The 25,305-nt window shown below is 61.3% G+C and carries 25 protein-coding genes; 19 read left to right on the forward strand and 6 right to left on the reverse strand.

Going from position 1 to position 25,305, the window contains the following annotated elements; translation table 11 throughout:
- Positions 1 to 93 precede the first annotated feature (93 nt).
- Entirely contained in the window at positions 94 to 1,062 is a 969-nt protein-coding gene (locus tag ACZ5WW_RS14530; protein WP_464694154.1) for a 3-hydroxy-5-phosphonooxypentane-2,4-dione thiolase, read from the reverse strand.
- A 98-nt stretch (positions 1,063 to 1,160) separates the two neighbouring features.
- Between ACZ5WW_RS14530 and ACZ5WW_RS14535 the strand changes: the two genes are divergently transcribed.
- Positions 1,161 to 1,994: an AraC family transcriptional regulator gene (locus ACZ5WW_RS14535; RefSeq protein ID WP_377171428.1), complete on the forward strand. Its 834-nt coding sequence runs from the start codon at positions 1,161 to 1,163 to the stop codon at positions 1,992 to 1,994.
- A gap of 21 nt (positions 1,995 to 2,015) precedes the next feature.
- Here the strand turns inward: ACZ5WW_RS14535 and ACZ5WW_RS14540 are convergent, their stop codons facing one another.
- A complete protein-coding gene (locus ACZ5WW_RS14540; RefSeq protein WP_377171430.1) occupies positions 2,016 to 2,471 on the reverse strand; it encodes a hypothetical protein in 456 nt (151 codons plus the stop codon).
- Between the two features lie 106 nt (positions 2,472 to 2,577).
- On the opposite strand from ACZ5WW_RS14540, the gene ACZ5WW_RS14545 reads away from it, so the two are divergent.
- The 7 genes from ACZ5WW_RS14545 (at position 2,578) to ACZ5WW_RS14575 (ending at position 11,393) form a co-directional block, all read left to right on the forward strand.
- Positions 2,578 to 3,984 (forward strand): sulfatase family protein, encoded by a 1,407-nt coding sequence (locus tag ACZ5WW_RS14545; RefSeq protein WP_377171432.1) that lies wholly within the window; start codon positions 2,578 to 2,580, stop codon positions 3,982 to 3,984.
- Positions 3,985 to 4,007: 23 nt separating this feature from the next.
- Positions 4,008 to 5,429 (forward strand): arylsulfatase B, encoded by a 1,422-nt coding sequence (locus ACZ5WW_RS14550; RefSeq protein WP_377171434.1) that lies wholly within the window; start codon positions 4,008 to 4,010, stop codon positions 5,427 to 5,429.
- Positions 5,426 to 7,192, forward strand: a complete 1,767-nt coding sequence (locus tag ACZ5WW_RS14555; protein WP_377171436.1) for a sulfatase family protein — start codon at positions 5,426 to 5,428, stop codon at positions 7,190 to 7,192. The genes ACZ5WW_RS14550 and ACZ5WW_RS14555 overlap by 4 nt, the downstream gene beginning before the upstream one ends.
- Positions 7,189 to 9,078 carry a sulfatase gene (locus tag ACZ5WW_RS14560; RefSeq protein WP_377171438.1) on the forward strand — a complete coding sequence of 630 codons (1,890 nt, stop codon included), beginning with the start codon at positions 7,189 to 7,191 and terminating at the stop codon, positions 9,076 to 9,078. Before ACZ5WW_RS14555 ends, ACZ5WW_RS14560 begins: the two co-directional genes overlap by 4 nt.
- Positions 9,079 to 9,140: 62 nt before the next feature.
- Entirely contained in the window at positions 9,141 to 9,830 is a 690-nt protein-coding gene (locus ACZ5WW_RS14565; protein WP_377171440.1) for a phytanoyl-CoA dioxygenase family protein, read from the forward strand.
- 49 nt (positions 9,831 to 9,879) lie between these two features.
- Complete coding sequence (locus tag ACZ5WW_RS14570) at positions 9,880 to 10,449, forward strand: acyl carrier protein (RefSeq protein ID WP_377171442.1); 570 nt, start codon at positions 9,880 to 9,882, stop codon at positions 10,447 to 10,449.
- 59 nt (positions 10,450 to 10,508) lie between these two features.
- The gene (locus ACZ5WW_RS14575; RefSeq protein ID WP_377171444.1) at positions 10,509 to 11,393 is read left to right on the forward strand and encodes a GH25 family lysozyme; all 885 of its coding nucleotides are present in this window, start codon (positions 10,509 to 10,511) and stop codon (positions 11,391 to 11,393) included.
- A gap of 5 nt (positions 11,394 to 11,398) precedes the next feature.
- Here the strand turns inward: ACZ5WW_RS14575 and ACZ5WW_RS14580 are convergent, their stop codons facing one another.
- Positions 11,399 to 12,292, reverse strand: a complete 894-nt coding sequence (locus tag ACZ5WW_RS14580) for a LysR family transcriptional regulator (protein WP_377171446.1) — start codon at positions 12,290 to 12,292, stop codon at positions 11,399 to 11,401.
- A 122-nt stretch (positions 12,293 to 12,414) separates the two neighbouring features.
- On the opposite strand from ACZ5WW_RS14580, the gene ACZ5WW_RS14585 reads away from it, so the two are divergent.
- The 8 genes from ACZ5WW_RS14585 (at position 12,415) to ACZ5WW_RS14620 (ending at position 19,157) form a co-directional block, all read left to right on the forward strand.
- Positions 12,415 to 12,786, forward strand: coding sequence for a DsrE family protein (locus tag ACZ5WW_RS14585; protein ID WP_377171448.1), 372 nt, complete (start codon positions 12,415 to 12,417; stop codon positions 12,784 to 12,786).
- A 35-nt stretch (positions 12,787 to 12,821) separates the two neighbouring features.
- Positions 12,822 to 13,265 carry a DUF5069 domain-containing protein gene (locus ACZ5WW_RS14590; protein ID WP_377171450.1) on the forward strand — a complete coding sequence of 148 codons (444 nt, stop codon included), beginning with the start codon at positions 12,822 to 12,824 and terminating at the stop codon, positions 13,263 to 13,265.
- 27 nt (positions 13,266 to 13,292) lie between these two features.
- A complete protein-coding gene (locus tag ACZ5WW_RS14595; protein WP_377171452.1) occupies positions 13,293 to 13,898 on the forward strand; it encodes a pyridoxamine 5'-phosphate oxidase family protein in 606 nt (201 codons plus the stop codon).
- Positions 13,895 to 14,320: a nuclear transport factor 2 family protein gene (locus tag ACZ5WW_RS14600; RefSeq protein WP_377171454.1), complete on the forward strand. Its 426-nt coding sequence runs from the start codon at positions 13,895 to 13,897 to the stop codon at positions 14,318 to 14,320. Before ACZ5WW_RS14595 ends, ACZ5WW_RS14600 begins: the two co-directional genes overlap by 4 nt.
- Before the next feature lie 24 nt (positions 14,321 to 14,344).
- Positions 14,345 to 15,031, forward strand: coding sequence for an SDR family NAD(P)-dependent oxidoreductase (locus tag ACZ5WW_RS14605; protein WP_377171456.1), 687 nt, complete (start codon positions 14,345 to 14,347; stop codon positions 15,029 to 15,031).
- A 38-nt stretch (positions 15,032 to 15,069) separates the two neighbouring features.
- Entirely contained in the window at positions 15,070 to 16,032 is a 963-nt protein-coding gene (locus ACZ5WW_RS14610; RefSeq protein WP_377171458.1) for a right-handed parallel beta-helix repeat-containing protein, read from the forward strand.
- 112 nt (positions 16,033 to 16,144) lie between these two features.
- The gene (locus tag ACZ5WW_RS14615; RefSeq protein ID WP_377171460.1) at positions 16,145 to 17,560 is read left to right on the forward strand and encodes a sulfatase family protein; all 1,416 of its coding nucleotides are present in this window, start codon (positions 16,145 to 16,147) and stop codon (positions 17,558 to 17,560) included.
- A 70-nt stretch (positions 17,561 to 17,630) separates the two neighbouring features.
- The gene (locus tag ACZ5WW_RS14620; RefSeq protein ID WP_377171462.1) at positions 17,631 to 19,157 is read left to right on the forward strand and encodes an arylsulfatase; all 1,527 of its coding nucleotides are present in this window, start codon (positions 17,631 to 17,633) and stop codon (positions 19,155 to 19,157) included.
- A 1-nt stretch (position 19,158) separates the two neighbouring features.
- Here ACZ5WW_RS14620 and ACZ5WW_RS14625 read toward each other — a convergent pair whose 3' ends face one another.
- The 3 genes from ACZ5WW_RS14625 to ACZ5WW_RS14635 form a co-directional block, all read right to left on the reverse strand.
- A complete protein-coding gene (locus ACZ5WW_RS14625) occupies positions 19,159 to 20,277 on the reverse strand; it encodes a radical SAM protein (protein ID WP_377171464.1) in 1,119 nt (372 codons plus the stop codon).
- A gap of 74 nt (positions 20,278 to 20,351) precedes the next feature.
- On the reverse strand, positions 20,352 to 21,551 hold the full coding sequence (locus ACZ5WW_RS14630) for an NnrS family protein (protein WP_377171467.1): 1,200 nt from the start codon (positions 21,549 to 21,551) through the stop codon (positions 20,352 to 20,354).
- Positions 21,548 to 22,021 carry a group III truncated hemoglobin gene (locus ACZ5WW_RS14635; protein WP_377171469.1) on the reverse strand — a complete coding sequence of 158 codons (474 nt, stop codon included), beginning with the start codon at positions 22,019 to 22,021 and terminating at the stop codon, positions 21,548 to 21,550. Before ACZ5WW_RS14635 ends, ACZ5WW_RS14630 begins: the two co-directional genes overlap by 4 nt.
- A 161-nt stretch (positions 22,022 to 22,182) precedes the next feature.
- Here ACZ5WW_RS14635 and ACZ5WW_RS14640 point away from each other — a divergent pair, with 161 nt between their 5' ends.
- The 3 genes from ACZ5WW_RS14640 (at position 22,183) to ACZ5WW_RS14650 (ending at position 25,291) form a co-directional block, all read left to right on the forward strand.
- A complete protein-coding gene (locus tag ACZ5WW_RS14640; RefSeq protein WP_377171471.1) occupies positions 22,183 to 22,782 on the forward strand; it encodes a globin domain-containing protein in 600 nt (199 codons plus the stop codon).
- A gap of 128 nt (positions 22,783 to 22,910) precedes the next feature.
- Entirely contained in the window at positions 22,911 to 24,158 is a 1,248-nt protein-coding gene (locus tag ACZ5WW_RS14645) for an alpha/beta hydrolase family protein (RefSeq protein WP_377171473.1), read from the forward strand.
- 20 nt (positions 24,159 to 24,178) lie between these two features.
- On the forward strand, positions 24,179 to 25,291 hold the full coding sequence (locus ACZ5WW_RS14650; RefSeq protein WP_377171475.1) for an acyltransferase family protein: 1,113 nt from the start codon (positions 24,179 to 24,181) through the stop codon (positions 25,289 to 25,291).
- Positions 25,292 to 25,305: the final 14 nt, after the last annotated feature.

Here is a 25,305-nt window from a genome sequence, read left to right on the forward strand (position 1 = left end):
TCGGAAGGAAAGGCTGGAGTGGTTGGAGCAGTGCGTGGAAGAAGGGGGATCAAGATGATCCCCCCCCTGTGAATGTGCTGGGTCTGCTGAAGCTTACTTCTTGCGCAGCTCCTTTTTCTTGAGGTCGTTGTAGAGTTCGAAGGCCTTGTTGGCGTTCAGACCGCCGTGCACCACGCCGTGCACGGCCTGCATCATGGAGACGGGGGCGTCGCTCTGGAAGATGTTGCGCCCCATGTCCACGCCGCTCGCGCCCTGCTTGATGGCGTTGGCGCACATCTTCAGCGCGTCGAGCTCTGGCAGCTTCTTGCCACCGGCGATCACGATCGGCACCGGGCAGCAGCTCGTCACGGTGTCGAACTCCTTCTCGGTGTAGTAGCACTTCACGATGTTGGCTCCCAGCTCCGCCATGATGCGGGTGGCCAGGCGGAAGTACTGCGGCGTGCGGGCCATGGCACGACCCACGGCGGTCACGCCCATGACGGCGATGCCGTAGCGGCTGGCGGCATCCACCAGGTCGGTGAGGTTCTTGAGGGACTGGCGCTCATACGCGCTGCCGATGAAGACCTGCACAGCGAGCACGGAGGCATTGAGGCGGATGGCTTCCTCAATGTTGAGAGCGGTGCTCTCATTGGAAAGGGGCTCGAAGCCGGGGCGGCCAAACTTGATCTTCTTGCCGTCGAGCTCGCCTTCCCACTCTTCCATGGGGCTGATCATCGAGGTGCCGCCGGAGGCGCGCAGGGCGATGGCCTTGGTGGTGGAGGCGGGGATGACGGAGCGCTGGATGCCACGGGTGAGCATGAGGCAGTCGGCGTAGGGGGCGAGAGGGAGGATGGTCTGGTCCACGCGCTCCAGGCCGGTGGTGGGGCCCTGGAAGTAGCCGTGGTCAAAGGCGAGCATGACGGTGCGGCCGTCCTTGGGGTTGAAGACCTTGGAGAGGCGGTTCTTGAGACCCCAGTCATACTGGTGGCAGCCCTTGAGGAAGAAGCCTGGGGCCTCCTGGGGGACGTCGGTGAAGAATTCCTTTTCCTTCTTGTCTGCAGCGCTGGTTTGGATGTCGGCCATGGTGTGTGTTCAGTTTGGTTGAGCTTAAATCCTTAGCCACTCCCCGCTTGCCGTCCATGCACGGGCTCGCCAGATTTGTGTCGGATTTTGCAATGCCCATGCAGACGAACAAAAACATCCTGAGCCTCGTGCCCACCGGCTCCGCGCATCGCGTGCAGGGCCAGCGCACGGTGGCGCTGCCGGGGGTGACGGTGGACATCCTGACCACACGCAAGATCGAACTGCAGCAGTGGGAGCTGCGGCGGCTGAATGATCCCTACTGGCGCCTGTACTGGCCGGTGAGCCCGGGAGGGGTGGTGGAAATCGAGGGTGAGAAGACGCCGCTGGAGCCGGGCTTCATGTATCTGATTCCGCCACACACGACTTTCAGCACCACGACGACGCGGCCTTTCAGCAAGTGGTATGCGCATTTCAACCTGGGGCCGCTGGCGGACCGCGCGGCACCGGGCATCCACCGCTTTCGCACCACGACGCTGATGCAGAGCCTGATCCCGGGGCTGATCAAGCTGAGCAAGGAGAAGGTGGCGGCGAGGTTTCCCTGGCCCACGATCCAGCTGGTGATCGCCGCCGTGCAGTGCCTGCCGGACAGTGTCTGGGAAAAGCAGCATCTGGACGCGCGGGTGCTGCGGGCGATGGAGTTCATGCACCAGCACCTCGGCATCAAGCTGACCGCCGAGCAGGTGGCGCGGCACGCGGGGCTGAGCGTGCGGAATTTAAACCATCTCTTTCAGCAAGAGCTGCAGCAGGCGCCCATGCGAGTGCTTCTGGATTACCGGCTGGACGAGGCCTGCAGGCAGCTGAGGCACACGGAGAAGAGCATCGAATCCATCGCCGAAGAATGCGGGCTGACAAACCGCTACTACCTCAGCCGCATGCTGCGGCAGTACCGCAACACCTCGCCAGCGATGTACCGGGACGAGAGCTGGGGATGAGCCACGCTGCCGATGCTTGCTTCACCACCCAATCAGCCGTGTGATCGCCGCACGGAGGGCGGTTTCCAAGATCGCGGCTTCGGCATGGGTCACGGGTATGGTGACTTTCTTGACGCTCTTGGATGCGGCCTCCTGCCGTGACATGCTCATGAAGTAAGGTGCTTTCTGCGGATCATCGCGGAAGGTGAGCTCGAAGGCGCTGTTGGCCTTTTCAGACTGGTGGAAAAGCTTGGCCTGCTCCTGGCGGCCTTGGAGGGTGGCCAGCACCGTGCCGAGATCGGAGAGGCCCCATTTCATGGTGATCTTCTGCTCCCAGTCGAACTGCTTCTCCCCGCTCTGTGAGGCGGCGTCCACAAAGACGGCACCCTTGGCGCGGTTGAACTCGAAGCGGATCACGCCGCCGGCGCCGCGACCGTTGGGCTTGTAGATGGCGTATTCGGCGGACTGCTTGGTGGAGGCGCTCGGTTTCGAGGTCATGATGGCTGGAGGCTAGAATGCCACCCGGCTGGTGACAAGCTCCGATGCGGAATCCGACACAGCATTTGCTGAGATGTTTCTGCAAGACCGTTCGTTAACGGGGCGCATGTCCAACCTGTCTCTGTCGTTTATCTTCGCGTCTTTTTTGTGTCTGCCTCTTTTGGCGGCAGAGAAAACCGTGCCGCCAAACATCGTCGTCTTTATTTCGGACGATCACAGCATGCTGGATTCCGAGCCCTATGGAGCCACGGACATCCGCACGCCCAACATGGTGAAGCTGGCGGCGGAGGGGGTAAAGTTTACGCATGCGTTTGTGGCCTCTCCTGCCTGCGGCCCCAGCCGCACCACACTGTGCACGGGGCTGTGGCCAGCGCGGAATGGGGCGGAGCCGAACCACAAGGCGAAGATTCCTGGCGTGCCCTCGCTGCCACCGGTGCTGCATGCGCTGGGATATGAAGTGGCGGCGTTTGGCAAGGTAGCGCATGGGAACTACGGCAAGGACCATGGCTTTGATGTTCTCGGCGGGCAGCAGCAGGGCGATTCGGACACCGTGGAAGTGGCCAAGTTTCTCAACACTCGCGATGCCTCCAAGCCGCTGTGTTTATTCTTCGGCACGCGTCATCCGCATGTGCCCTGGGGTGAGAATGCGGGCTATGATGTGGCGGCGCTCAAGCTGCCCCCTAAACATGTGGATACTGCGGCGACGCGGGAGCAGCGGGCGCGATACTGCTCGGACATCACGCGTGCGGACACCCTGCTCGGCGAGCTGCGGGCGCTGGCCAAGGACAAGGTGCCCGGGGACACACTCTTCATCTACACCGCTGATCACGGCGGGCAGTGGCCGTTTGGGAAATGGAATCTGTACGATGCGGGCATCCGCATCCCCTTCATCGCAGCCTGGCCGGGGCATCTGCCACCGGCTTCCACGAATGATGCCATGATCGCCTGGCCGGATCTGCTGCCCACCTTCATCGAGCTCGGTGGCGGCACGGTGCCGGAGGGTATTGACGGCAAGTCGTTTGCAGGTGTGCTGCTGGGGAAAGTCACGACACACCGGGAGAAAATCTTCACCACGCACAGCGGGGATGGCGATTTCAATGTGTATCCCATCCGCAGTGTGCGCACGCGTGACTGGAAGTACATCCGCAACCTGCACCCCGAATTTCAGCACCACACGCATATCTCCCGCTCCAGCAAGGTGACCAGCGGCTTCAACTACTGGCAGAGCTGGCTCAGCGCCGCTGAGTCTAACACGGAAGCTGCGGCCAAGGTGAAGCGGTACTCAGTGCGGCCTGCGGAGGAGCTGTACGATCTGAAGAGTGATCCGAACGAGTTGCACAACCTCGCCGCAGAACCCGCGCAGGCGGAGCGCCTGCAGCAACTGCGTGAGGATGTGGACGCCTGGATGCAGCAGCAGGGAGACAAGCAGACCGTCTTTGGCAAACCGCTGCTGATTGGCGAACCGGTGACGATGGTCGATCCCGGCGCCGACAAAAAGAAGAAGTCCAAATGAAACCTTATCTCCATTCTCCTCTCATGAAAACCATCGCACTGCTTTTATCATCCCTTCTCCTTTCGGTATCGGCCTTCGCAGCCGAGAAGCAGCCTAACATTGTCTTCTTTTTGATCGATGACCTGGGCTATGCGGACTGCGGATTCAATGGCGGCAAGGAGATCCAGACACCGAACATCGACAAGCTGGCAGCCGGAGGTACCGTGCTGGAGTCGCTCTATGTGCAGCCGGTGTGCTCGCCCACACGTGCTGCGCTGATGACCGGCCGCTATGCCACGCACACGGGTGTGTACACCATCGTGCGTCCGCATGCCACGTGGGGTCTGCCGCTGACGGAACGCACGCTGGCGAATGCGCTGCACGATGCGGGCTACGCCACGTCGATCATCGGCAAATGGCATCTGGGTGAATTTGAGCCTGCCTACCTGCCCACCTCACGCGGTTTTGACCACCACTATGGGCACTACTTTGGCATGCTGGACTACTTTACCCACATGCGCGGCCCGGATCTGGACTGGTACCGCGACGGCCAGCAGATCAAAGAAGAGGGCTACACCACGCATCTCCTCGCACGCGAGGCCTGCCGCACCATCGCCGAAAAGGACAAGGCGAAGCCGCTGTTTCTCTACGTGCCGTTCAATGGAGTGCATGGCCCCCTGGAGGTGCCGGAGGAGTACTTAAAGCCTTATGGCGCTCTGACGGGCGGACGGCAAAAACTCGCGGGCATGCTGGCAGCGGTGGACGAGGCAATCGGGCAGATCGTGGCCGCTTTAGAAAAAAGCGGGGAGCGTGAAAACACGCTCATCATTTTCTCCACCGACAATGGCGGTCCGCCTCCTGGCAGCAACGGGCCGTTGCGCGCCTTCAAAGGCAGCATTTATGAGGGCGGTGTGCGCGGGTGCGCCTTTGCCAACTGGCCGGGGCATATTCCGGCTGGCAAGCGTATCAAAGAGCCCATGCATACTGTGGACTGGTATCCCACGCTGGTGAAACTGGCCGGTGGCTCCCTGGAACAGAAGACGCCGCTGGATGGCAAAGATGTCTGGCCCATGCTCACGCAGGGTGCGCCCTCGCCGCATGATGCGATCCTCTGCGTGCAGTCTCCCACCGTGGCCGCGCTGCGCATGGGCGACTGGAAGCTCGTCGTGAATGGCAGCGACGCCGACAGCGAAGAAGCGCCCGCAGAAGGCGCGAAAGCAAAGGGGAAGGGCAAAAAGGGCAAGGGGGGTGCGAAGAAGACAGCCAACACCGCAGACACTTTCGCCCTCTACAACCTCGCCAACGACATCGGCGAAAAGAACAATCTGGCCGCGCAGGAGCCCGAGCGTCTGGCCACGATGCGTGCCAAACTGGCCGAGTCCCTGAAAGACGCCGTGACACCGGGCCAGGTGGGCCACGAAGCTGCAGCGATGTTTGACCAGACCAAGAAAAAGAAAGCACCATGAAGCTCCGCATTCTCCTCGCTCTAGGCCTCGTCATTCTGGCTGAAGCAGCCAGTGCTGCCGTAAAGCCCAACATCATCGTCTTTTACACCGACGACCACGGCTATGCCGATCTCGGCATCCGCGGTGTGGAAAAGGATGTGAAAACGCCGCACATCGACGCGCTGGCGCGCAGCGGTGTCGTGGCCAAGCACGGCTACAGCACCGCGCCGCAGTGTGTGCCGTCACGTGGAGGACTGATGGTGGGGAAATTCCAAGGACGCTTCAATCTGGACAACAACAACTCTACGCTGGATGGCTTTAACAAGGAGACGACGATCGCCACGCGGCTGCAGCGGGCAGGGTATGTGACGGCGCAGTTTGGCAAATGGCACCTCGGCCCGCAGAGCGAGATCACGAAGCATGGGTTCAAGCATGTGTATTCGCAGCATGGGCAGCAGAAGTTTCCCGCCAACATCACGGTGGATGGTCAGGACCGGCCGATGAGCGAGATGAAGCCGGAGCTTTATCACGTCGATGGTTGTGCGAAGTCAGCGGCGGCAATCATTGAGCGCTACAAAGAGCAGCCGTTCTTTCTATATGTTGCCTTTCGTGCGCCGCACACGCCGCTGGATGCACCGCAGTCGTACAAGGACCGCTTTCCAGGCCCGATGCCGGAGCGCCGCCGTGCTGCGCTGGGCATGCTGGCTGCGGTGGACGATGGCGTGGGCCTGATCACGGACACGCTGAAGCAGCATGGACTGACTGAGAAGACGCTGATCTTCCTCATCGGCGACAACGGGGCGCCGTTGAAGATTCACAAGACCGACTCGCCGCTGGAAGGAGATGCGGGCGGCTGGGACGGCAGCCTGAACACGCCGCTGAATGGAGAAAAAGGCATGCTGAGCGAAGGCGGGATGCATGTGCCGTTTCTTATCGCATGGCCCGGCACGATTCCCGGCGGGCAGACGTATGAGCATGCGGTGAGCGCACTGGATGTCGCGGCCACCTCAGCGGCGCTGGCGGACGTTTCCGTCAAGCCGGGAGATCTGGATGGCGTGAATCTCATGCCGTATCTCAAAGGTGAAGACACGCGGCCACCGCATGTGGCGCTGATGTGGCGCTGGATGGCCCAAAGCGCCATTCGCGAGGGAAACTGGAAGCTGCTGCGCGGGGGCGAGCGCGAGTACCTTTACGATCTCTCCACCGACCTGGAAGAGAAACACAGCCTCGCCTCGCAGCATCCGGACATCGCAGCACGGCTGCGCGGCAAACTCACGGCTTGGTGTGGAGAGCTGAACCCGCCAGGCCTCGCACTCGGGCCTATGGCTGGGGTGTGGAATGCCTATTTTGACTTCTACCTCGAAGGAAAGCCTGCGCCGCAGCCTGAAGCCAAAGCCGAGCAGCCCGACACCAAGGCCACACGCGGCTGGCTGGCACGCGGAGGCAGCCTCATCAATAAGAATGGAGTGCTGGTGCTCACGCCAGACAAGGGTGGCAAGGGCACCTTCATCACCCGCAGCCAGATCAAGCTGGCCGCACCTGTGACAGCCAAAATCGTTTTCAAAACGGCTGCCGCCGGCCAGGGCGCCATCGCCTGGCGCATGGATGGAGACAAAGACTTTCTCCCTGCGAACCGCGTGCCGTTTGAAGTGAAAGCGGGCGATGAATGGCAGACGCAGGAGGTGGCAATCCCGGCGAAGGGGCGTGTCATCCATGTGCGTGTGCATCTGCCGCCTGGTCCTGCTGAGTTTCGCACCCTTGATCTTCTGCCTGCGTCACGATGAAAAAACTCTTGTTCTGCTTTCTGGCCCTTTGTCCGGCACTCCTCGCTGCTGCGAAACAGCCGAATGTCATCATCATTCTGGCCGATGATCTCGGCTGGAGTGACACGACGCTTTATGGCACAACGAAGTTTTACCAGACACCGAACGTGCAGCGGCTGGCACAGCGGGGCATGACCTTCACGCGGGCGTATTCCGCGAGTCCGCTGTGCTCGCCCACGCGCTCGGCTATTCTCACGGGGCTGAGCCCGGCCCGCACGGGCATCACCGTGCCGAACTGCCACATGCCGCAGGTGGTGCTGGAAGCGACGCTGCCGAAAAAATCTGCAGCGGACCAAAAGGCGATCCAGCCCACGCCGCCGACACGCCTGAAAACTGAATATCGCACGCTGGCGGAGACACTGCACGATGCGGGCTATGCGACGGGCCACTTTGGCAAATGGCATCTGGGCCCCGAACCCTACTCGCCGCTGCAGCAGGGCTTTGATGTGGATGTGCCGCACCATCCCGGACCCGGACCGGCGGGTAGCTACATGGCGCCGTGGAAGTTTGCCGATTTTGACGCGGACCCAGACGTGCCGGACCAGCACATCGAGGACCGCATGGCCAAGGAGGCCGTGGCCTTCATGGAGGAGCACAAGGACGGGCCGTTTTACCTGAACTACTGGATGTTCAGCGTGCATGCGCCGTTTGATGCGAAGAAGGCGCTGATCGAGAAACATCGTGCGCGTGTGAATCTCAAAGATCCGCAACACAGCCCGACGTATGCGGCGATGGTGGAGAGCATGGATGACGCCATCGGCACGCTGCTGGATGCGCTGGACCGGCTCAAGATCGCGGACAATACGATCATCATCTTCACCTCCGACAACGGGGGCAACATGTATGACAAGGTGGACGACACCACTCCCACCAGCAATGCGCCGCTGCGTGGGGGCAAGGCCTGCCTGTTTGAAGGTGGCACGCGCGTGCCGGGCGTGATCGTCTGGCCAGGTCTCGCCAAAGCGGGAGCACGCAGCGATGCGTTGATCCAGAGCGAGGACTACTACCCCACGCTGCTCGAAGCCCTCGCGATCCAGCCTGCGGCAGGGCAGATCTTTGACGGCCACAGCCTTGTGCCCGCGCTGAAAGGCGGCGATTTGCCAGGCAAGGCGGTCTTCCAGTACTTCCCGCATTCCTCTCCCAATGTGCCGGACTGGCTACCGCCCGGAGTGTCTGTGCATCGCGGCGAATGGAAGCTCATCCGCCTTTTTCACGGCGGGGAGAAAGGCGCGCACCGATACCTGCTTTTCAATCTGCACGATGACCCCGGCGAGAAGAGCAACCTTGCCGCACAGAAGCCCGAACTCGTGCAGGAGCTGGACACGTTGATCGAAGCGTTTCTGAAGGAAACCCATGCGGTGTTGCCGGTGCCGAATCCGGCCTTTGATCCGAAGCAGCATCATCCCGAGCTCGAAGGCAAGCCGCAGGCCAAGACAAAAGCCAAGGCACCTGCCAAAGATGACGGCGATCCCGCGCTGCAAGGCTGGAAGGCACGCGACTGCAAGGCCACGGTGAAGGACGGCATCGTGAGTGTGACCAACATCGGCTTTGAGTGCTTCTTCGGGTTCGCTGCTGGCAAGCACAGCGGGCCGACGACAGCGAAATTCCGCATCAAGGCCAAGGCGGGCACTTCGCATTTTGACTGGGTGCCAAACGGTGGCAAAGCGCAGCGCGTGCTCTTCACGCTGAAGGGAGGCGGCTGGGAGGAGATCAGCGTGCAGATTCCTGCTGCTGGACCGCTGGGCATCGTGCGGCTTTACCTGCCCATGCAGGAGCAGCGGATGGAGCTCGACTGGATCGAGCTTCGTTCGGAGGATGGCGGCAAGGTGACACGAACGGATTTTTGAAACACCTCCACCGGCAATGGCCGGCTTGCAAATGAGCGGGAAACGCGCAAGCCATCGACAGCATGAATTTCGCATCTCATCTGGACGCTCACGGGTTCGTCATCGTGCCGAATGTGCTCGATGCTTCAGCCCGCCATGCTCTGGCTGCCTTGCTGGGTGATGCGAACGGAGCGGGCTCCCGTGGCATGCTGCGCGTCCGCGAGGTGGCTGAGCTGGCGCAGTCATTGCTGGCAGATCTGGTGAGTCCATATCTTGCCTTCAACCCCGTCCCGGTTCGCGGCATCTACTTTGACAAACGCCCGGAAACCAACTGGCTCGTGGCCTGGCACCAGGACCTGACACTTGCGCTCAAAGAGCAGACGGAAATGACTGGCTTTGGGCCGTGGAGTGTCAAGGAAGGTGTGCCGCATGTGCAGCCACCCATGATGCTGCTAGAGCAGATGCTGGCCGTGCGGCTGCACCTGGACGATACAGATGCAGGCAACGGAGCCCTGCGAGTGCTGCCGGGTACGCATCGGCTGGGCAGATTGAGCGCGGAAGCGATACAGGGGTGTCGTGAAACGCGCGAAGAGGTGCTTTGCGAAGCCAAAGCCGGTGACGTGCTGCTGATGCGGCCGTTGCTGCTGCATGCGTCCTCGCGTTCCTCCAGCCCGAGGAGGCGCCGCGTGCTGCACATTGAATACGCAGGTTTCGAACTGCCGGCACCGCTGGAATGGCATGAGGCTCCTTGCCAAAGCTGCGACAGTCTGTGAACTGGTGCGGCAGAGCGATTGATTCCACTTTTATCAAACATCGTCCGCCATGGGTCTTGATAGCGTCGAGCTTGTTTTAGCCTTTGAGGAAACCTTCCAGATTTCGATCTCCGATCAGGAAGCTGAAAAGATGCGCACTCCGCGGGATGCCATTGAATGCATCGCCGCCAAACTGGATGCGAAAGCGCAAAGCGACACCGTTGTGCTTCGGGCCAAAGAAGAGACCGTCTGGGTGCAACTGACAAAAGCTCTGCGGGTTTTGGGCTTGGTTGACGGCGAAGTCAGCAGAATTCAGAAACTCGATGATGTGCTTGCTGATCGCAGCTCGCGCCGTCGGCAATGGAGCCAACTCAAACAAGAGATGGGGGTCAAAGCATGGCCGCGCCTGCGCTGGTTCGGACTCAGCACGGACTTTCCCGCCCAACTGAAAACACTCGGAGAGCTGTCTGACTGGACGTCTTATCATCTGTTGCAACGACTCACAGAGGACGAGTGCCATGCTTTGTCACGGGGTGACATTGCCTTGCTGATCAAACACATCGTTCTAGACCAGCTAGGCCTGCCGGAGGAAAAGTATGGCGAGAACAAGAGGTTCATAGAGGATCTGGGGTTGGATTAGATTATGCCGTGGGAAACGCTCCCTTGCGCGCGAGCCGATGGAGTGAATCATTCTCCTTTATGAAACGCCCCCTGCTGCTGCCGCTACTCCTTGCCCTCGCCAGTTGCACCACACCGCCCATCGGCGGGCCGCCAGACATCCCACCGCCGATGTCTTCCTGGGGCATGCCGCAGATCATCAATGTGTCGGCGTATGATCCGAAGGAGAAGCAGCGGCCGGGTCAGGGGTACTCGGAGCATGATGTGTCCGCGCTGCGAGCCAATGGGGCCAGCGCCTTGATCGCACGGGCGGGCAAGGGTGGCAATCTGGATGAGAAGTGTGCGCACTTCCTGGCGTCGGCGGATCGCAATGGGATGCTGCCCGGGATTTACTACCGGCTGCAAACGCATGTGGATGCGGTAAAACAGGCGGACCAGTTCTGTGCAAGGGCGCATTCCCTGGCACATGGCCGTGCGTGGAATGCGCCTGCGCTGCTGCTGTGCGCGGACTTTGACGCGAACTCGCGCATGTCGGACATCCTGCGCTTCATGGACCGGGTGGAGTCGCGCACGGGGGTGGTGCCGGTGGCGTATCTGGAGAACAGTACGCACCTGAAGCAGCTGCTGAGCAGCGCGGACCCGGCCACGAAAGCCAAGCTGCGCCGCATGCCGTACTGGCTGGCGCTGTATGCCCACGACAGCGGCGCGGGGCCGGTGTATCCCGCGCCAGGCAGTCCGCACGGGCTGCTGCATCAGTATCAGGTGTGGTCAGACTGGGCCCTGTGGCAGTATGGGGGTGTGGACTGGTCTCATGGCCGCTCGCAGCCGAAGGTGTACAACCATGGCATGAACCGCAACAGCCTTTACTTTGGCAACCTCGACCGGCCGGTGGAGCGCAATGTTTTCAACGGCTCGCATGCGGCCATGCAGTCCTTCTGGGAGCAGCATGGGCTGAGGCTGCGCTGATCCGCTCAGCGCAGCGTCGCCGCGACCTGCTTCAGGGCCTCCACCAGCGCGCGGGTGGCGGCGGAGGCGCGGCCTTTTTGCCAGAGCACGATGCAGTCCCAGCGAGCGCTGTCATCACTGACAGGAACAAAGGTGATGCCGGGGTGCTGGAGTTTTTCAAAATAACCGGGCAGCAGGGTGACTGCGGATTCTGAGACGACCTGCGAAAGCACATTGGAGATGCCGTCCACAATCACGGCAAAGCGCGGCTTGAATCCGGCGGCTTTGCACATGGAAGCGACCCAGCGATTGCGCCCGGGCACCTGCTCCTCGTCCACGCCGATGAAGTCGCGGCCCTTCAGCTCTTTCAGCGTCACGCTTTTGCGAGTGGAGAGGGCATCATCATCCGCCACGGCCACGCAGACATGCAGGGAACAAAGCCTGGCACTGTGAAACTCACGTGCCGCCAGCTGGCCCTCCTGGCCGATGAGCGCAAGATCCAGCTCTCCGGCGCGCAGGGCGTCGATCTGCTCACGCGGTGAGAGGTCCTGCAGTTTGAGCTTCACGTGCGGCTGGACTTTGCGGAGCTTTGCCAAAGCTGGAGTGAGGATGCTCTGAGCGGCCGAGCCCAAATACCCTACGCGCAGCTCGGAGCGCTCACCGCGCGCCTGGCGGCGCAGATCGGCGAGAGCAGCCTCATAATTTTCGACGAGAGGGCGCATGGACTTGACCAAGGCATGGCCAAGGCCCGTGGGCTTTACGCCGCTGGTCTCGCGCTCCAGCAACTTGCCGCCGAGTTCATTTTCGAGAGCCTGCATCTGCCGGCTCAGCGCGGGCTGGGTGATGCGCAGACGCACCGCAGCGCGGTTGACGCTGCCTTCGTCAATCACGGTGAGCAGGGCTTTGATGCGGTCCATCATATCACCAAGGTTATGCGCTTCCGGCATAACGGCAACAAGGAACCGGCATTACCCGCAGGCTGAAAGGCAGAGCAGCATACGCCTGCTCCAGAGAGAGCATTCAAACCCAAACACACCATCCCATGAAAATCGCAATCATCATCACCTCCGATCCTAAAAACGGCGAAGAAGCCCTTGGCCGCGCCTTCAATGGCCTCGCCCTCGCTGCGGAAGCGCAGGAAAAGAGCGACGAAGTCAGTGTCGTATTCGCCGGAACAGGCGTCCGCTGGCCTGCTGAATTCTCGAAGCCCACGCATCCGGCGCATGGTCTCTACAATGCTGTGCGCCCGGCCATCGCCGGCGCCTCCTGCGGCTGCTCCAACGTCTTTGGTGCGACGAAGGAAGTCGAAGCCTGCGGGCTGCCTGAGATCAAAGATTTCGCGCTGGCCGGCACTCCCGGCTTTGCGAGCATCCGCCGTTATCTGGCTGAAGGCTGGCAGACGCTCGTGTTCTGAAATTTCATCATGTCTTCACTTCACTGAAACATCCCATGAACGCACCGAACCTTACTCAACGCGCCCCGCGCAGCCCGCGCGTGCGCCTCGGCGGGTACACCATCCTGCCGCGCATGCTGGACAAAGCGCGCGCCACGCTCGCCGGCACCAACGGAGAGTATGTCTATGACACTCCCAATGACGGCCACTTCTTCCGTTTCACCGGCATTCAGCCCGAAGCGCTGCTGGAGCAGGTGAAAAGGGGAGCGGGCGACTGGGAGGTGCTGGCGTGGGTGCGTGAAAAAGCGCCGCTGCAGCGCACGCCACTTGAGATCAATCAGTGGTCCGACTGGACTGAAACCGTGTCTTTCAACGATGTGGAGATGCGCGAATGGTTCACGGAACAGATCAAACGCCTCAATCCGGCGCGCGAAGATCTGCGCGGAACCTTTGACTACCTTGATCTCGACGATTTTGTCAGCTTCGGCGGCGTCGCCTAAACAACCACCTCTCACTCCACCTCGAATATGGCCGACCGATACATGCACACCGTGCTCACGCCTGCCGTGTTCGAGGCGGAGCGACATTACTACGGGCGGACGCACCCCGCCTTTGAATCCACGCCTGAGCGTGACGTGTTCACGGCTGCAGAAGCGGAGTTCATCTCGCAGCGCGACTCGTTTTACATGGCCACCATCACGGAAAACGGCTGGCCGTATTTGCAGCATCGCGGCGGGGCCAAAGGCTTTCTGCGTGTCACCGGGCCGAACGAGCTCATGTTTGCAGACCATGGCGGCAACCGCCAGATGATCAGCGTGGGGAGCCTTGCGGCGAATGACCGCGTGAGCCTTTTCCTCATGGATTATCCAGCGCGTGAAAGGCTGAAGATCATCGGTCATGCGAAGGTGCTGGATGCGCGGGAACATTCCGAGCTGGTGGAAAAGACCGCGCCACCCGGAGGTCATGCCGCGAGAGTGGAGCGCATCTTTGTCATCGACGTTTTATCCTACGACTGGAACTGCCCCAAATTCATCACACCCCGTTTCACTGCCGCCGAAGTACAAGAAGCCGTCGCTCCACTGAAAGCGCGCATTGCCGAACTCGAATCCCAACTCAAACTGCAAACACCATGAACCCACGCCCACCCCTGCCACCATTCACTGAAGAATCGGCCATCAAGAAAGTCCAGGCCGCGGAAGACGCCTGGAACAGCCGCGATCCCGAGCGCGTCTCGCTGGCCTACACACCCGACACCGAGTGGCGCAACCGCGATGTGTTTCTCAATGGCCGTGCCGAAGTCGTCGAGTTTCTGAAAAAGAAGTGGGAAAAGGAGCAGGACTACCGGCTCAAGAAAACGCTCTGGGCCTTCACAGGAAACCGCATCGCGGTGCGTTTTGAATACGAGTGGCATGACGCGGCTGGTCAGTGGTGGCGCAGTCATGGCAACGAGAACTGGGAGTTTGATGAAAACGGCTACATGGCCAGACGCTATGCCAGCATCAACGATCAACCGATCCGTGAGGAGGAGCGTAAGTTCCGCTGGGAACGGGCGTGAAGCAACGCCGCCTGATTTCATCGCATGAAACCTGTCATTCTCATCACTGGAGCCACGCGTGGCATTGGCCTTGCTGCCGCGAAGCAAATGGCCGCACGTGGTGCGCAGGTCATCATCAGCAGTCGTGATGGCGCACGTGCTGCGGCGGCGGCTGAAAAAATCGGCGAAGGAGCTGTGGGCGTGGCGGCGGACATTACGGATCAGAACAGCGTGGATGCTGCAGTGAGGCAGACCACGCAGCAATTTGGACGGCTGGATGTGCTGGCGAACAACTCGGCCATCCTGCTGGACCACTACCAGAACCTGCTGGAGCTGAAGCCCGAGGCGCTGCTAGAGACGCTGAACACGAATGTCGTGGGCACACTGCGCGTGAGTCAGGCTTTTGCGCCACTGCTGGCCAAATCGAGCGCGCCACGGATCATCAATGTCTCCAGCGGGGCCGGGCAGCTCGATGGCGAGCCGCAGGCCTGGGCGCCGGCTTACTGCATCAGCAAGACTGCTCTAAACATGCTGACGCAGCAGCTCACCGCCGCACTGCCGCAGGTGATGGTGAACAGCATGTGCCCAGGCTGGTGCCGCACGGAAATGGGCGGCAGCGAAGCACCGCGCAGCCCCGAGGAGGGTGCTGACACGCTGACCTGGCTGGCGCTGGACGCTCCGCATTCCCTGCGGGGGAAGTTCGTCAAAGATCGGGTGGTGATTCCCTGGTAGACTGGAAATTTTGGTCCTGCGGCTACGTTCAAGGGGCCATGCCACGAACGCTTTTCCTCTGCAGCATCCTTTCCTCTTGGCTGGCTCCGCTGCATGCCGCCGACCTGGCGGGAGTTCAGGGGCCAGTGGGCACCCTGGCTGGGGCCAAGCTGGTGCACCGGCTGGAGATCACCAAGCCGGGAGTGTATGAAAACTACCGCGTGGATGCCCAGGGTGCGGGCGGCAACATTGTGAAGATCACCGCGGACGATGTGACGCTGCGCAACTGCGAGATCTTCAATGGCACGGGCAATGGCATTGGTGTGTTTGGCACGCATGTGGTGATCGAGAACTGCCGCATCCATCACCTGCTCAACGGCACCTTTGAAAAACAAACGGACGCACATGGCATCACCGGTCGCTGGGGCGATGTGACCATCCGCAACTGCGACATCTCCCACATCACGGGCGACTGCATTCAGTTTGATCCTGACCGCAAACAGCGCGGCAGCCTCACGATCGAAAAATGCCACCTGTGGACCAGCCCGCTGGCGGAAGACGCACCTGGGTTCAAAGCGGGGCAGAGCCCGGGGGAAAACGCGTTTGATTCCAAGACTCCGCCGGATGGCGAGCGCTGCAAGCTCATCATCCGCCAGTGCTACATGCATGGCTGGAACCAGCCCAGCCAGATCAGCACACGGGCGGCGCTGAATTTGAAGGAGCACATTGAGGCGCTGATCTCCCACTGCGTCTTTGATGACAATGAGGTGGCCATCCGTGCACGCGGCCCGGGCGGTCGCGGAGATGCACGTGTGACGGTGGAGGACTGCGCCATCTACCGCACACGCGTCGGAGTGCGGGCGGAGGACAAAATTGAAAACCTGAAACTCGTCCGCATGGCTTATGGACCGGAGGTGACATCACGCGAAGAACGGCATGGCGGCAAAGAGCTGCCCGGTTATGAAAACACAGGCGAGCATGAGGCGCCGCCGCTGGAGAGCCTGATCATCAAACCCCGGTGAAAGACGAGCTCTGAGTCCGCATGTCAGGAAAGACTTTGCCGCACCGACGTTTCAGAATTGAAGGAGTGCCGTGCATGATCGTGCCATTCGCCACGTATCTGCGCACAATCCCATGAAGACTCTGCTGCTCGCACTTCTGTCCCTTGCGTTTTCCATGCCGTGTCATGCAGCCGGGAGACCGAACATCGTCGTCATCCTGGCTGATGATCTCGGCTATGGTGACCTGGGCTGCTATGGCCATGTGAAAATCAAGACGCCGAATCTGGACCGCATGGCGGCGGAGGGCGCGCGCTTGACGCAATTCAACTGCCCGGCACCCTTTTGCGCACCTACACGTGCTGCGCTGATGACGGGGCGCTATCCTTTCCGCTGTGGCATGACGCAGAACCCTGCACCGGATGGCGGCCCGGAGGCAGATGCGCTGCATCTGCCCGAGAAAGAGACCACGCTGGCGCAGGTGCTGAAGGCCGCAGGCTATGCCACGGCCATGGTGGGCAAGTGGCACCTGGGGCACAAGGCAGGCTTTCTGCCCACGGATCGCGGCTTTGATGAGTATTACGGCATACCCTACTCCAACGACATGAGGCCGGTGCAGGTGCTGGAGGGCACGCAGGTCATTGAATATCCTGTGGTGCAGGCAACGCTGACGCGGCGCTACACGGAGCGCGCACTGGGCTTCATCGAGCGGAGCAAGGACCAGCCTTTCCTGCTCTACCTGGCGGAGGCCATGCCGCACAAGCCGCTGGCGGCCTCAGAGGCGTTTTATAAGAAAAGCGAGGCGGGGCTCTATGGCGATGCGGTGGAGGAGCTGGACTGGAGCGTGGGCCAGGTGCTGGCGAAGCTGAAGGAGCTGGGGCTGGATGAGAACACGCTGGTGCTTTTCACCAGTGACAATGGCGCATGGTTTGGCGGAAGCAGCGGCGGACTGCGCGGCATGAAGTCGGCGCAATGGGAAGGCGGCTACCGTGTGCCCATGATCGCCCGCTGGCCGGGGCAGATCCCCGCCGGGCAGGTGAGAGATCAGCTCGCGATCACGATGGATCTCTTTGCGACCGTGCTGGATGTGACCGGCGCCAAGATGCCGGATGACCGTGCGCTGGATGGCCGCAGCCTCATGCCGGTGCTGAAGAGTGCTGAGGCGAAGCCGCCGCATGAATACATCTTCGGTCATCTCAACTCGAAGCTGGGCAATGTCCGCGATGTGCGCTGGAAGCTGCATGTGCTGCCTGCCACGCAGATCAAGCTGAAGCCCGGGGCGGATGGCAAATGGCTGGACCCGCGCGCGCCGGATGGCGTCACCATCCTTGCGCCCTACGAGCAGTACAATCTGGACGCCTTCCCGGGGCTGAACACGGGCGATGCGGCGGCCAAGATGCAGCTCTTTGACCTGCAGAACGACCCCGGCGAGCAGCACGATGTGGCCGCCAAGCATCCTGAGGAGGTGAAGCGCCTCATGGCTGTTTACGAACAGATGAACAAGGACGTGCCCGTGATTCACGAAGTGAAGCGACCGCCTTACAAAAAGTAGCCTGTATCTCGCCTCCTGACTGCATTGCTTGAAAGAGCACCGCCGCGCCTGCGTCCTCACAGTTCCGACCATGAAACTCGCCCTGACCTTTTTCTTTGCCCTGGCCCTGCACGCAGTGGCCGACCTCGCCGGCAGCAAGCCGAACATCATCCTCGTCATGTCGGACGACCAAGGCTACGCGCAGATGGGATGTGTGGGCCACCCGTGGCTCAAGACGCCGAATCTCGACGCGCTGCATGCGAAAAGCCTGCGCTTCACCCGCTTTCTCGTGAGTCCGACATGCTCGCCCACGCGCAGCGCCATCATGACGGGGCGGCACGATCTCAAAAACGGCATCACGCACACCATTCTGGAGCGCGAGCGCATGACGCTGAACGCCACCATCCTGCCGCAGGTGCTCAAGACCAAGGGCTACACCTCGGGCATTTTTGGCAAATGGCATCTGGGAGATGAAGAAGCGTATCAGCCGCACAAGCGCGGCTTTGACGAAGCCTTCATCCACGGCGCGGGCGGCATTGGCCAGGCCTACGACTGCTCCTGCGCGGATGCGCCAAACAACAAGTACATGGACCCTGTGATCCGTCACAACGGCAGCTTTGTGAAGACTCACGGCTTCTGCACCGATGTCTTCTTCACCGCCGCGCTCGGCTGGATCAAGCAGCAGAAGGACAGCGGGAAACCTTTCTTCACCTACATCGCCACCAATGCGCCGCACGGTCCCTACATTGCACCGGAAAAGAATGCGAAGCGCTTCACCGATCTCGGCTTTGGCAAAGACCAGGCCGGATTCTACGGCATGGTCGAGAACCTCGATGAGAACATGGGGCGTCTGGCGGAGAAGCTGAAGGAGTGGGACCTTTATAAAAACACGGTGGTCATCTTCATGTCTGACAACGGCACCACCGGCGGTGGCCCCGGCGTTCCCGGCAAGGACATCGTGCCGGGCTATCCTTTCTTCAATGGCGACCAGGTCGGGCTCAAAGGCTCCACGGATGAAGGCGGCGTGCGTGTGCCCTTCTTCATCCGCTGGGACGGGCATATCCATCCAGGCCGCGACATCAAGACCATCGCGGCACACATCGACCTGCTGCCCACCTTTGCCGCCATGGCAGGAGCCGAGCTGCCCAAGAACCAGGTGGAGGGCCGCAGCCTGCTACCGCTGATCGAAGACAAGGCCGGGAACTGGGAGGACCGCTACCTCTTCAGCCATGTGGCGCGCTGGCCCACAGGCGTGGAGCCGGACACGCAGGAATTTCTCAACTACGGCGTGCGCAACCAGCGCTTCCGCTACGTGGGGCCACGGGCTGCAGGCGGGAATCCCAAAAAGAAAAAGCAGGCCGCCGGTGCTGCGGCGCAGCCTTCCAAGGGCGCACTCTACGATCTTGAGGCTGATCCTTATCAGAAGACAGATGTGAGCGGCGACTACCCTGAAGTGGTGCAGAAGATGAACGCCGCGTACGAGGCCTTCTGGAAGGAGGCACGGCCGCTCATGGTGAATGAAAGCGCGCCCATGTCTCCCACCAAGCCTTTCTGGGAGCTGTACGAGAAGCAGGAGAAGGCCGGCGGCATCCCCGACTGGACGCCGCCTTCGCTTTGATTCAGGCGTGGGGGGCTGCTGACATCTTTGCCGTGCCTTGCCTCGGCTGGTAAATGCAGGCCGGGTCTTCTGCAAAGGGGTCGCCCGTGACGCCGTAGGCGCGTGCTCTGGAGCCACCGCAGACGGCGCGGAATTCGCAGCGCCCGCATTTGCCTCCGAGGGCGTCGTTGTCACGCAGGGAGATGAAGAGCGGATGATGCCGGTAGATGTCTGCGGGGTGCTCCTCGCGCACATTGCCACAGTCAAAAGGCAGGAAGCCACTGGGGGATACCACACCCGTGTGGGAGATGAACATGACACCGCGCCCATCGCGAATGCCGAGCGGCGAGCGCATGCCCGGGCGCTGTCTGCCGCTGGCTCCGTGGCGCTGGATGAGCACGCGGCGGAAGTGGTGGCCCTCGGTGGTCTTGATGGCAAAGGGGGCTTTGCCCACGAGCGAGGCCATGTCCTGAAACACATGCTCGATGTCCAGAGGATCCGGCAGATCGGCGATGCCGGCACGCCCGGTTGGCACCAGCAGAAAGACGCTCCACATGGCGGGCTTCAGCTCAAACATGAGCTTCTTGAAGGCCTCGTATTCGCGCAGATTGCCGCGAGTAAGCGTGGTGTTGATCTGCACGCTGAGGTCGGCCGCATGGGCACGGTGCACGGCGGCGATGGTGCGGTCAAAGGTACCGCTGATGCCGCGAAAAGCGTCGTGCGTCTGCCGCGTGGCGCCGTCCAGACTCAGGGAAATGCGCTCCACACCTGCGGCTTTGATTTCGGAAAAGTCGGCATGCATGAGCCGTGCTGTGGCGGAGGGGCTGAGGCCCACATGGAGCCCTGCAGCGGTGGCCTCGCGCACTAGATCGAGAGCATCCGTGCGCATGAGCGGATCTCCACCCGTGAGGATGAGCATGGGCGGCTTCAGCTCTGCGAGCTGGCGGATGAGGCGGCTCGATTCCTCCCGCGTCAGCTCATCCGGGTGGCGGTGAGACTGCGCCTCGGCCCGGCAGTGTTTGCATGCCAGCGCACAGGCGCGCGTGATTTCCCAGAAGACGAGAAACGGGCGTTCGTCGAAGCCGTCATAGGCCATTGATTCCACCTTGGACCATTCGGGTCTGCTCAGCGCTGCGTTCATGCGGGAGTAAACCGAATCCAGAAGCTGCATTCCCACCTGCACGTGGGGAATGCTGTGCTGATTTTGCGGGGAGGCTACTCCTCATCCCGTTTGACGAACCGGCGGCAGTGCCAGAGCAGCCAGAAGAGGGCCAGCAGCGCCCAGGTCAGCGCGGCATAGATGTGATGGGAGACCGTGGTGGACGGCACCCAGGCGGGCGTGGCGCGGGTGATGGCAGCCAGCACGCTGAGAAAGACCAGGAAGCGTACCCATTTGCTCTTCACAAAGAAGCCGTCGAGATCGCCGCTGTGACCGAAGAGCACGCGGCTGCCCACGATGAGCATGAGCATGCCGAAGCCGCCGATGTAGAGCAGATGCTCGACGCTGACATGCTGGGCATAGAAAGGTCCGGCAAGCACCAGGCCAAGCGAGCCCAAAGCAAGCGACCAGAACAGGCCTGTGGTGAGAGATCCGCTTTGCGAAGTCTTCCAGCTGACCTCAACCAGCAGATAGCCTGCCGCAATGCCGGCCCGCAGAGCGTAACCGAAGATCACCCAGCCGTGCGCCTCGATGAAAAAGCTGAGCACCACCAGCACTGCCGCCGTCAGGGCGAGCATGAGCTTGGCGCGTCTTTGCGCAGCGGTTTTAGGATCGCCAAAATCTCCGCCCAGCATGCGTGGAAACACAAAGGCGCCGATGCCCAGCACCGGTGGCAGCAGCAGGCCCTGGTAGAGCAGCAGATTGGCCAGACGCAGGAGCTGGAGATTCACCAGGGTGGCGTTTGAAAGCAGCAGCGACGCGCCTGTGATGCCGCAGATCAAGCCGGTGAGCGCCAGGAGCAGCTGGGGAGGGGGCGCCTCCTTGCGGAACTTCACCACACGCACCACCAGGCACAGCAGCAGCGAGCCGAGCAGCGCGATGAAGCACGCATCTCCCCACGCCATGTGCAGCGTGAGGTGAGAGATGCCGCAGGCCTGATGCAGCACGAGGAGTCCGACAAGCTCCAGCGGTGTGAGCTTTGGCGCGGTGGCCATGCGCGGCCCGGCAGTGCCGAGAAAGCCCACCACGAACGCTGCGCCAAAGGCCTCGATCATGATCCGCGCATGCACCAGGCCCGGATAAAAGCCGAGCTGCTGCGCATAGTACAGCGGCCACAGAGCGACGCCGATGATGCTCCACAGCGCTCCGCTGAAAAAGAACACTCGATACGGCTCTGATGCGAGCCAGTGAAGCCCGTCGCGGCGCGGCCCGGTGGCACGGTGCTTTTTGTGTTTGCAGGCGGGAAACTGGCTCATGCGGCTGGCTGCTGATAACGTGAATAACGCGCGCGTTGTTCCAGGGTGAGGTTTGCGGGATCGAACCGGGGATCGGGCACACCATTAATGCGCGAATAGATGACATTGGCCATGTCTGCCGCGCAGTTTTTGATGTGCTCGGCACGCTCTCCGGCAAAGAGGTCGTCCACTGTGCCGCGGAAGAGCTGCAGCCAGCGGTCAAACTTGTCACGGCCCATGTCCGTGAGCGGCACCAGTCTGGCATGCGCTGCCAGGGGGTTGCCCGTGAAGCCGCCCGTGCGAAAGAGCACGGTCTCCCAGAAGGCATACATTTTGGGCAGATGCATGGTCCAGTTGGTCTGGGCGACTTTGTCGAAAATGAAGCCGAGGGTGTCATCGGCCCGCACACGTTCATAGAAGGTGTTGACCAGGGTTTCGATCTCGGCGCGGCCGACGATGTCAGATTTGAGCAGGGGTTCCGTCTTAAACATGCATTTATGATGCAACTATAAACGTGCAATGCTCTGCACTTCCTGCGTCGTTGTGCGCCGGAATTGGCGCGGAAAGCAGCGCGCAACAAATGCGCAGAGCTGCGCAGGATCGGTGCATTGATGTATTGCTGATGCAACTTATTAAATGGCCCAACCAAACCATGAAACTCATCCTCTCATCCATCGTCACCATCACCGCTGTCATGACTCTGCTGGTCAACGCCGCCGCGCTTGCCGTTGATCCCGCCGCTGTCGCCACAGAAGCAGCCACCAACACGATCTGCCCGATCAGCGGCAAGCCTGCCGATCCTGCAATCACCGCCAGCTATGAAGGCCGCAAGTGGTCCTTTGCCAAAGAAGAGTGCAAAGCCAAGTGGCTGAAGGCGCGCGAAGACAGCCTGTACCAGAAGCTGGGCGGCAAAGCCGCCATGGACGCCGCGATTGACGCCTTCTATGTGAAGGTGCTGGCCGATGACCGTGTGAAGCACTTCTTTGATGATGTGAGCATGGACAAGCAGCGCCGGAAGCAGAAGGAATTTCTCAGCGCTGCCTTCGGCGGCCCGCTGCCCTGGACCGGCAAGGACATGCGCAAAGCCCACGACGGCATGGGCCTGACCGAGGAGCATTTCAACGCCATCGCTGAAAACCTGGTGAACACCCTGAAGGATCTCAAGATCAGCCAGGATCTCATCGACCAGGTCGTGGCCGTGGCGCTCACGACCAAGGACGATGTGCTTGGCCGTCCGAAGAAGGCCAACTGAGAGCGGTCCATCTCTCGTTGACCCAAATGCCGCCGCAGTGAGTGCCAGGAGTCGCTCGCTGCGGCGGTTTTGTTTTTTGATGAAAAAGAGGGTGAATCGCGACCTGCCAGAGCGTTTGATCACCCGCCATGAGGTTTGCTTTCTTCTCCACCGTTCTCTGTCTTGCCACTTCCCTGCATGCCGAAAAAGTCGGCCCCTGGGATCTGGATGCGCTCAAAAGCAACGTGCCCGCCATGAAGTGGGTGAGGCAGGACCAGCCGATCCATTCACTGACCTACACGGGAGAGAAATACCAGGGCAAGGACACGGAGGTCTTCGCCTTCTATGCCTCGCCCGTCACGCTGGGGGAGGCGAAACCGGGCGCGAAGTTTCCGGGCGTGGTGCTCATCCACGGCGGCGGCGGCACAGCCTTTGCCGACTGGGTGCATCTCTGGGCCAAGCGCGGCTACGCGGCCATTGCGATGGATCTGAACGGCTCACGGCCGCCTGAGGTGGAGTTTGATCCCAAGACCGGCATGGCGATCGGCAACGGGCACCGTGGCGAACGCAAGCGCCTGGCCAATGGCGGCCCGCCGCATGGGCACCCGGAAAAATTTGACTGCATCCTGACACCGGACACCAGCGATGACTGGCCCTTTCATGCCGCAGCCAGCGTGATGCGCGCACATTCTCTGCTGCGCAGTTTTTCTGAAGTGGATGCAGAGCACACAGCGGTGACGGGCATCAGCTGGGGAGGCTACACAACGTGCCTCGTGGCCTCGCTGGATGACCGCTTCAAGGCGGCGGTGCCGGTGTATGGCTGCGGCTTCCTGCATGAGGGCGAGTCCGTGCAGAAGCCCAGCATCGACAAGCTGGACCCCGAACACCGCGCGCTGTGGGTGAAGGAGTATGATCCCGGCAGCCTGCTGCCCCGCTGCCGCGTGCCCATGCTCTTTGTGAACGGCACCAACGACGTGCACTACGTGCTGGACAGCTACATGAAGAGCTACAACGCGGTGCCCGGTGAGAAGCACATCCGCATCCAGGTGAAGATGCCTCATGGACATCCGCCAGGATGGGCGCCAAAGGAGATCGGGATCTTTATTGATTCGAAATGCCGTGGTGGAGATCCGCTGCCGAATCCGGCGGCACCTGTGGTCTCAGGTGACAAGGTCACGGTGAGCTGCGAGAGCAAGGTCCCGCTGAAGAAGGCTGAGCTGAACTACACCACGGACACGGGCCTGCGCTCGAAACGCGAGTGGAAGTCCATCCCCGCCACGGTCCAGGGCGGCACCATCACCGCGCCCAAACCGCCAGCCGAGGCCAACACCTGGTACATCGGCGTGACCGATGAGAGGGATGCCATGGTGAGCACGGTGGTGGAGTTTGCGAAGTGACTTCAGCCTGACGCACCGCCATGTCCGCTCCTGCGCAAAAAGTCCGACTTGTGTCCATCGACGCCTTGCGCGGTTTTGACATGCTCATGATTGCCGGGACGGGGCAGGTGATCCATCAGCTGCAGGGGAAAACGGGGCTGGCGTGGGTGGATGCGGTGGCGGGGCAGTTCACGCATCCGGCGTGGTTTGGCTTCACCTTTTACGACTGCATCTTTCCGCTCTTTCTCTTCCTGGCGGGCGTGTCGATTCCGTTTTCGCTGGCCAAGGCCGTGGCGCAGGGAACGCCGAAAGGTGAGCTGTACCGGAAGGCCTTCGTGCGCCTGCTCATCCTCGCCGCGCTGGGCTTTCTGGACAAAAACGCGCCCATCCCGTTCTTTGATCCGCACCAGATGCGCCTGGGCAGTGTGCTGGGGCGCATTGGGCTGGCGGGCTTTGTCAGCGTGGTGCTGTATTTGAATCTGAACTCCACGAAGCGCCTCTGCGTGGCGGGCGGCATCCTGCTGGCCTACTACGCCGCGCTTTTCCTGGTGCCGGTGCCGGGATTTGGCGCGGGAAATCTCTCGTTTGAAGGCAATCTCGTGGGCTGGTTTGACCGCAGCTTTCTGCCCGGACGTCTGCTGCAGGTGACGTATGATGAGCTGGGCCTGCTCACGCAGTTTCCCGCCATGTGTCTGACGATGTTCGGTGTCTTCGCGGGAGAGCTGCTCCAGAGCAGCACGAGCACGCCTGCGGCCAAGCTCCGCCAGCTGCTGCTTGCGGGGGCCGTGTGCCTCGCGCTGGGCCTGCTGTGGAGCCTGCATTTCCCCATCGCCAAGCGGATGTGGACGAGCTCCTTCATCCTGGTGACCACGGGCATCTCCTTCACGCTGCTGGCGGTGTTTTACGGCATCATCGATCTCCTGAACTTCAAGCGATGGGCCTTCCCGCTGGTCGTCGTGGGCATGAACAGTCTCACCATCTACATGGTGTATCACTTCGTGAATTTTGGGCACACTTCCAAGCTGCTCTTCAGCGGTCTGTACCAGCCGCTGGATCCCAAATGGCACGGCGTACTGGAAAGCACCGGTGGTCTGCTGCTGGTGTGGCTCTTTCTCTACGCGCTGTACCGCAGGCAGATCTTCTTCAAGGCGTGATGGGATCTGCGGCT

The organism is Prosthecobacter fluviatilis, assembly GCF_055388355.1.

What these genes read in the sequence shown, in the direction of transcription:
- ACZ5WW_RS14625 (WP_377171464.1), bottom strand. Translation starts at nt 20,277, where the DNA reads ATGAACGCAGCGCTGAGCAGACCCGAATGGTCCAAGGTGGAATCAATG.
- ACZ5WW_RS14530 (WP_464694154.1), bottom strand. Translation starts at nt 1,062, where the DNA reads ATGGCCGACATCCAAACCAGCGCTGCAGACAAGAAGGAAAAGGAATTC.
- ACZ5WW_RS14545 (WP_377171432.1), top strand. Translation starts at nt 2,578, where the DNA reads ATGTCCAACCTGTCTCTGTCGTTTATCTTCGCGTCTTTTTTGTGTCTG.
- ACZ5WW_RS14605 (WP_377171456.1), top strand. Translation starts at nt 14,345, where the DNA reads ATGAAACCTGTCATTCTCATCACTGGAGCCACGCGTGGCATTGGCCTT.
- ACZ5WW_RS14595 (WP_377171452.1), top strand. Translation starts at nt 13,293, where the DNA reads ATGGCCGACCGATACATGCACACCGTGCTCACGCCTGCCGTGTTCGAG.
- ACZ5WW_RS14540 (WP_377171430.1), bottom strand. Translation starts at nt 2,471, where the DNA reads ATGACCTCGAAACCGAGCGCCTCCACCAAGCAGTCCGCCGAATACGCC.
- ACZ5WW_RS14535 (WP_377171428.1), top strand. Translation starts at nt 1,161, where the DNA reads ATGCAGACGAACAAAAACATCCTGAGCCTCGTGCCCACCGGCTCCGCG.
- ACZ5WW_RS14555 (WP_377171436.1), top strand. Translation starts at nt 5,426, where the DNA reads ATGAAGCTCCGCATTCTCCTCGCTCTAGGCCTCGTCATTCTGGCTGAA.
- ACZ5WW_RS14565 (WP_377171440.1), top strand. Translation starts at nt 9,141, where the DNA reads ATGAATTTCGCATCTCATCTGGACGCTCACGGGTTCGTCATCGTGCCG.
- ACZ5WW_RS14590 (WP_377171450.1), top strand. Translation starts at nt 12,822, where the DNA reads ATGAACGCACCGAACCTTACTCAACGCGCCCCGCGCAGCCCGCGCGTG.
- ACZ5WW_RS14620 (WP_377171462.1), top strand. Translation starts at nt 17,631, where the DNA reads ATGAAACTCGCCCTGACCTTTTTCTTTGCCCTGGCCCTGCACGCAGTG.
- ACZ5WW_RS14575 (WP_377171444.1), top strand. Translation starts at nt 10,509, where the DNA reads ATGAAACGCCCCCTGCTGCTGCCGCTACTCCTTGCCCTCGCCAGTTGC.
- ACZ5WW_RS14550 (WP_377171434.1), top strand. Translation starts at nt 4,008, where the DNA reads ATGAAAACCATCGCACTGCTTTTATCATCCCTTCTCCTTTCGGTATCG.
- ACZ5WW_RS14580 (WP_377171446.1), bottom strand. Translation starts at nt 12,292, where the DNA reads ATGATGGACCGCATCAAAGCCCTGCTCACCGTGATTGACGAAGGCAGC.
- ACZ5WW_RS14640 (WP_377171471.1), top strand. Translation starts at nt 22,183, where the DNA reads ATGAAACTCATCCTCTCATCCATCGTCACCATCACCGCTGTCATGACT.
- ACZ5WW_RS14635 (WP_377171469.1), bottom strand. Translation starts at nt 22,021, where the DNA reads ATGTTTAAGACGGAACCCCTGCTCAAATCTGACATCGTCGGCCGCGCC.
- ACZ5WW_RS14585 (WP_377171448.1), top strand. Translation starts at nt 12,415, where the DNA reads ATGAAAATCGCAATCATCATCACCTCCGATCCTAAAAACGGCGAAGAA.
- ACZ5WW_RS14615 (WP_377171460.1), top strand. Translation starts at nt 16,145, where the DNA reads ATGAAGACTCTGCTGCTCGCACTTCTGTCCCTTGCGTTTTCCATGCCG.
- ACZ5WW_RS14650 (WP_377171475.1), top strand. Translation starts at nt 24,179, where the DNA reads ATGTCCGCTCCTGCGCAAAAAGTCCGACTTGTGTCCATCGACGCCTTG.
- ACZ5WW_RS14570 (WP_377171442.1), top strand. Translation starts at nt 9,880, where the DNA reads ATGGGTCTTGATAGCGTCGAGCTTGTTTTAGCCTTTGAGGAAACCTTC.
- ACZ5WW_RS14560 (WP_377171438.1), top strand. Translation starts at nt 7,189, where the DNA reads ATGAAAAAACTCTTGTTCTGCTTTCTGGCCCTTTGTCCGGCACTCCTC.
- ACZ5WW_RS14630 (WP_377171467.1), bottom strand. Translation starts at nt 21,551, where the DNA reads ATGAGCCAGTTTCCCGCCTGCAAACACAAAAAGCACCGTGCCACCGGG.
- ACZ5WW_RS14610 (WP_377171458.1), top strand. Translation starts at nt 15,070, where the DNA reads ATGCCACGAACGCTTTTCCTCTGCAGCATCCTTTCCTCTTGGCTGGCT.
- ACZ5WW_RS14600 (WP_377171454.1), top strand. Translation starts at nt 13,895, where the DNA reads ATGAACCCACGCCCACCCCTGCCACCATTCACTGAAGAATCGGCCATC.
- ACZ5WW_RS14645 (WP_377171473.1), top strand. Translation starts at nt 22,911, where the DNA reads ATGAGGTTTGCTTTCTTCTCCACCGTTCTCTGTCTTGCCACTTCCCTG.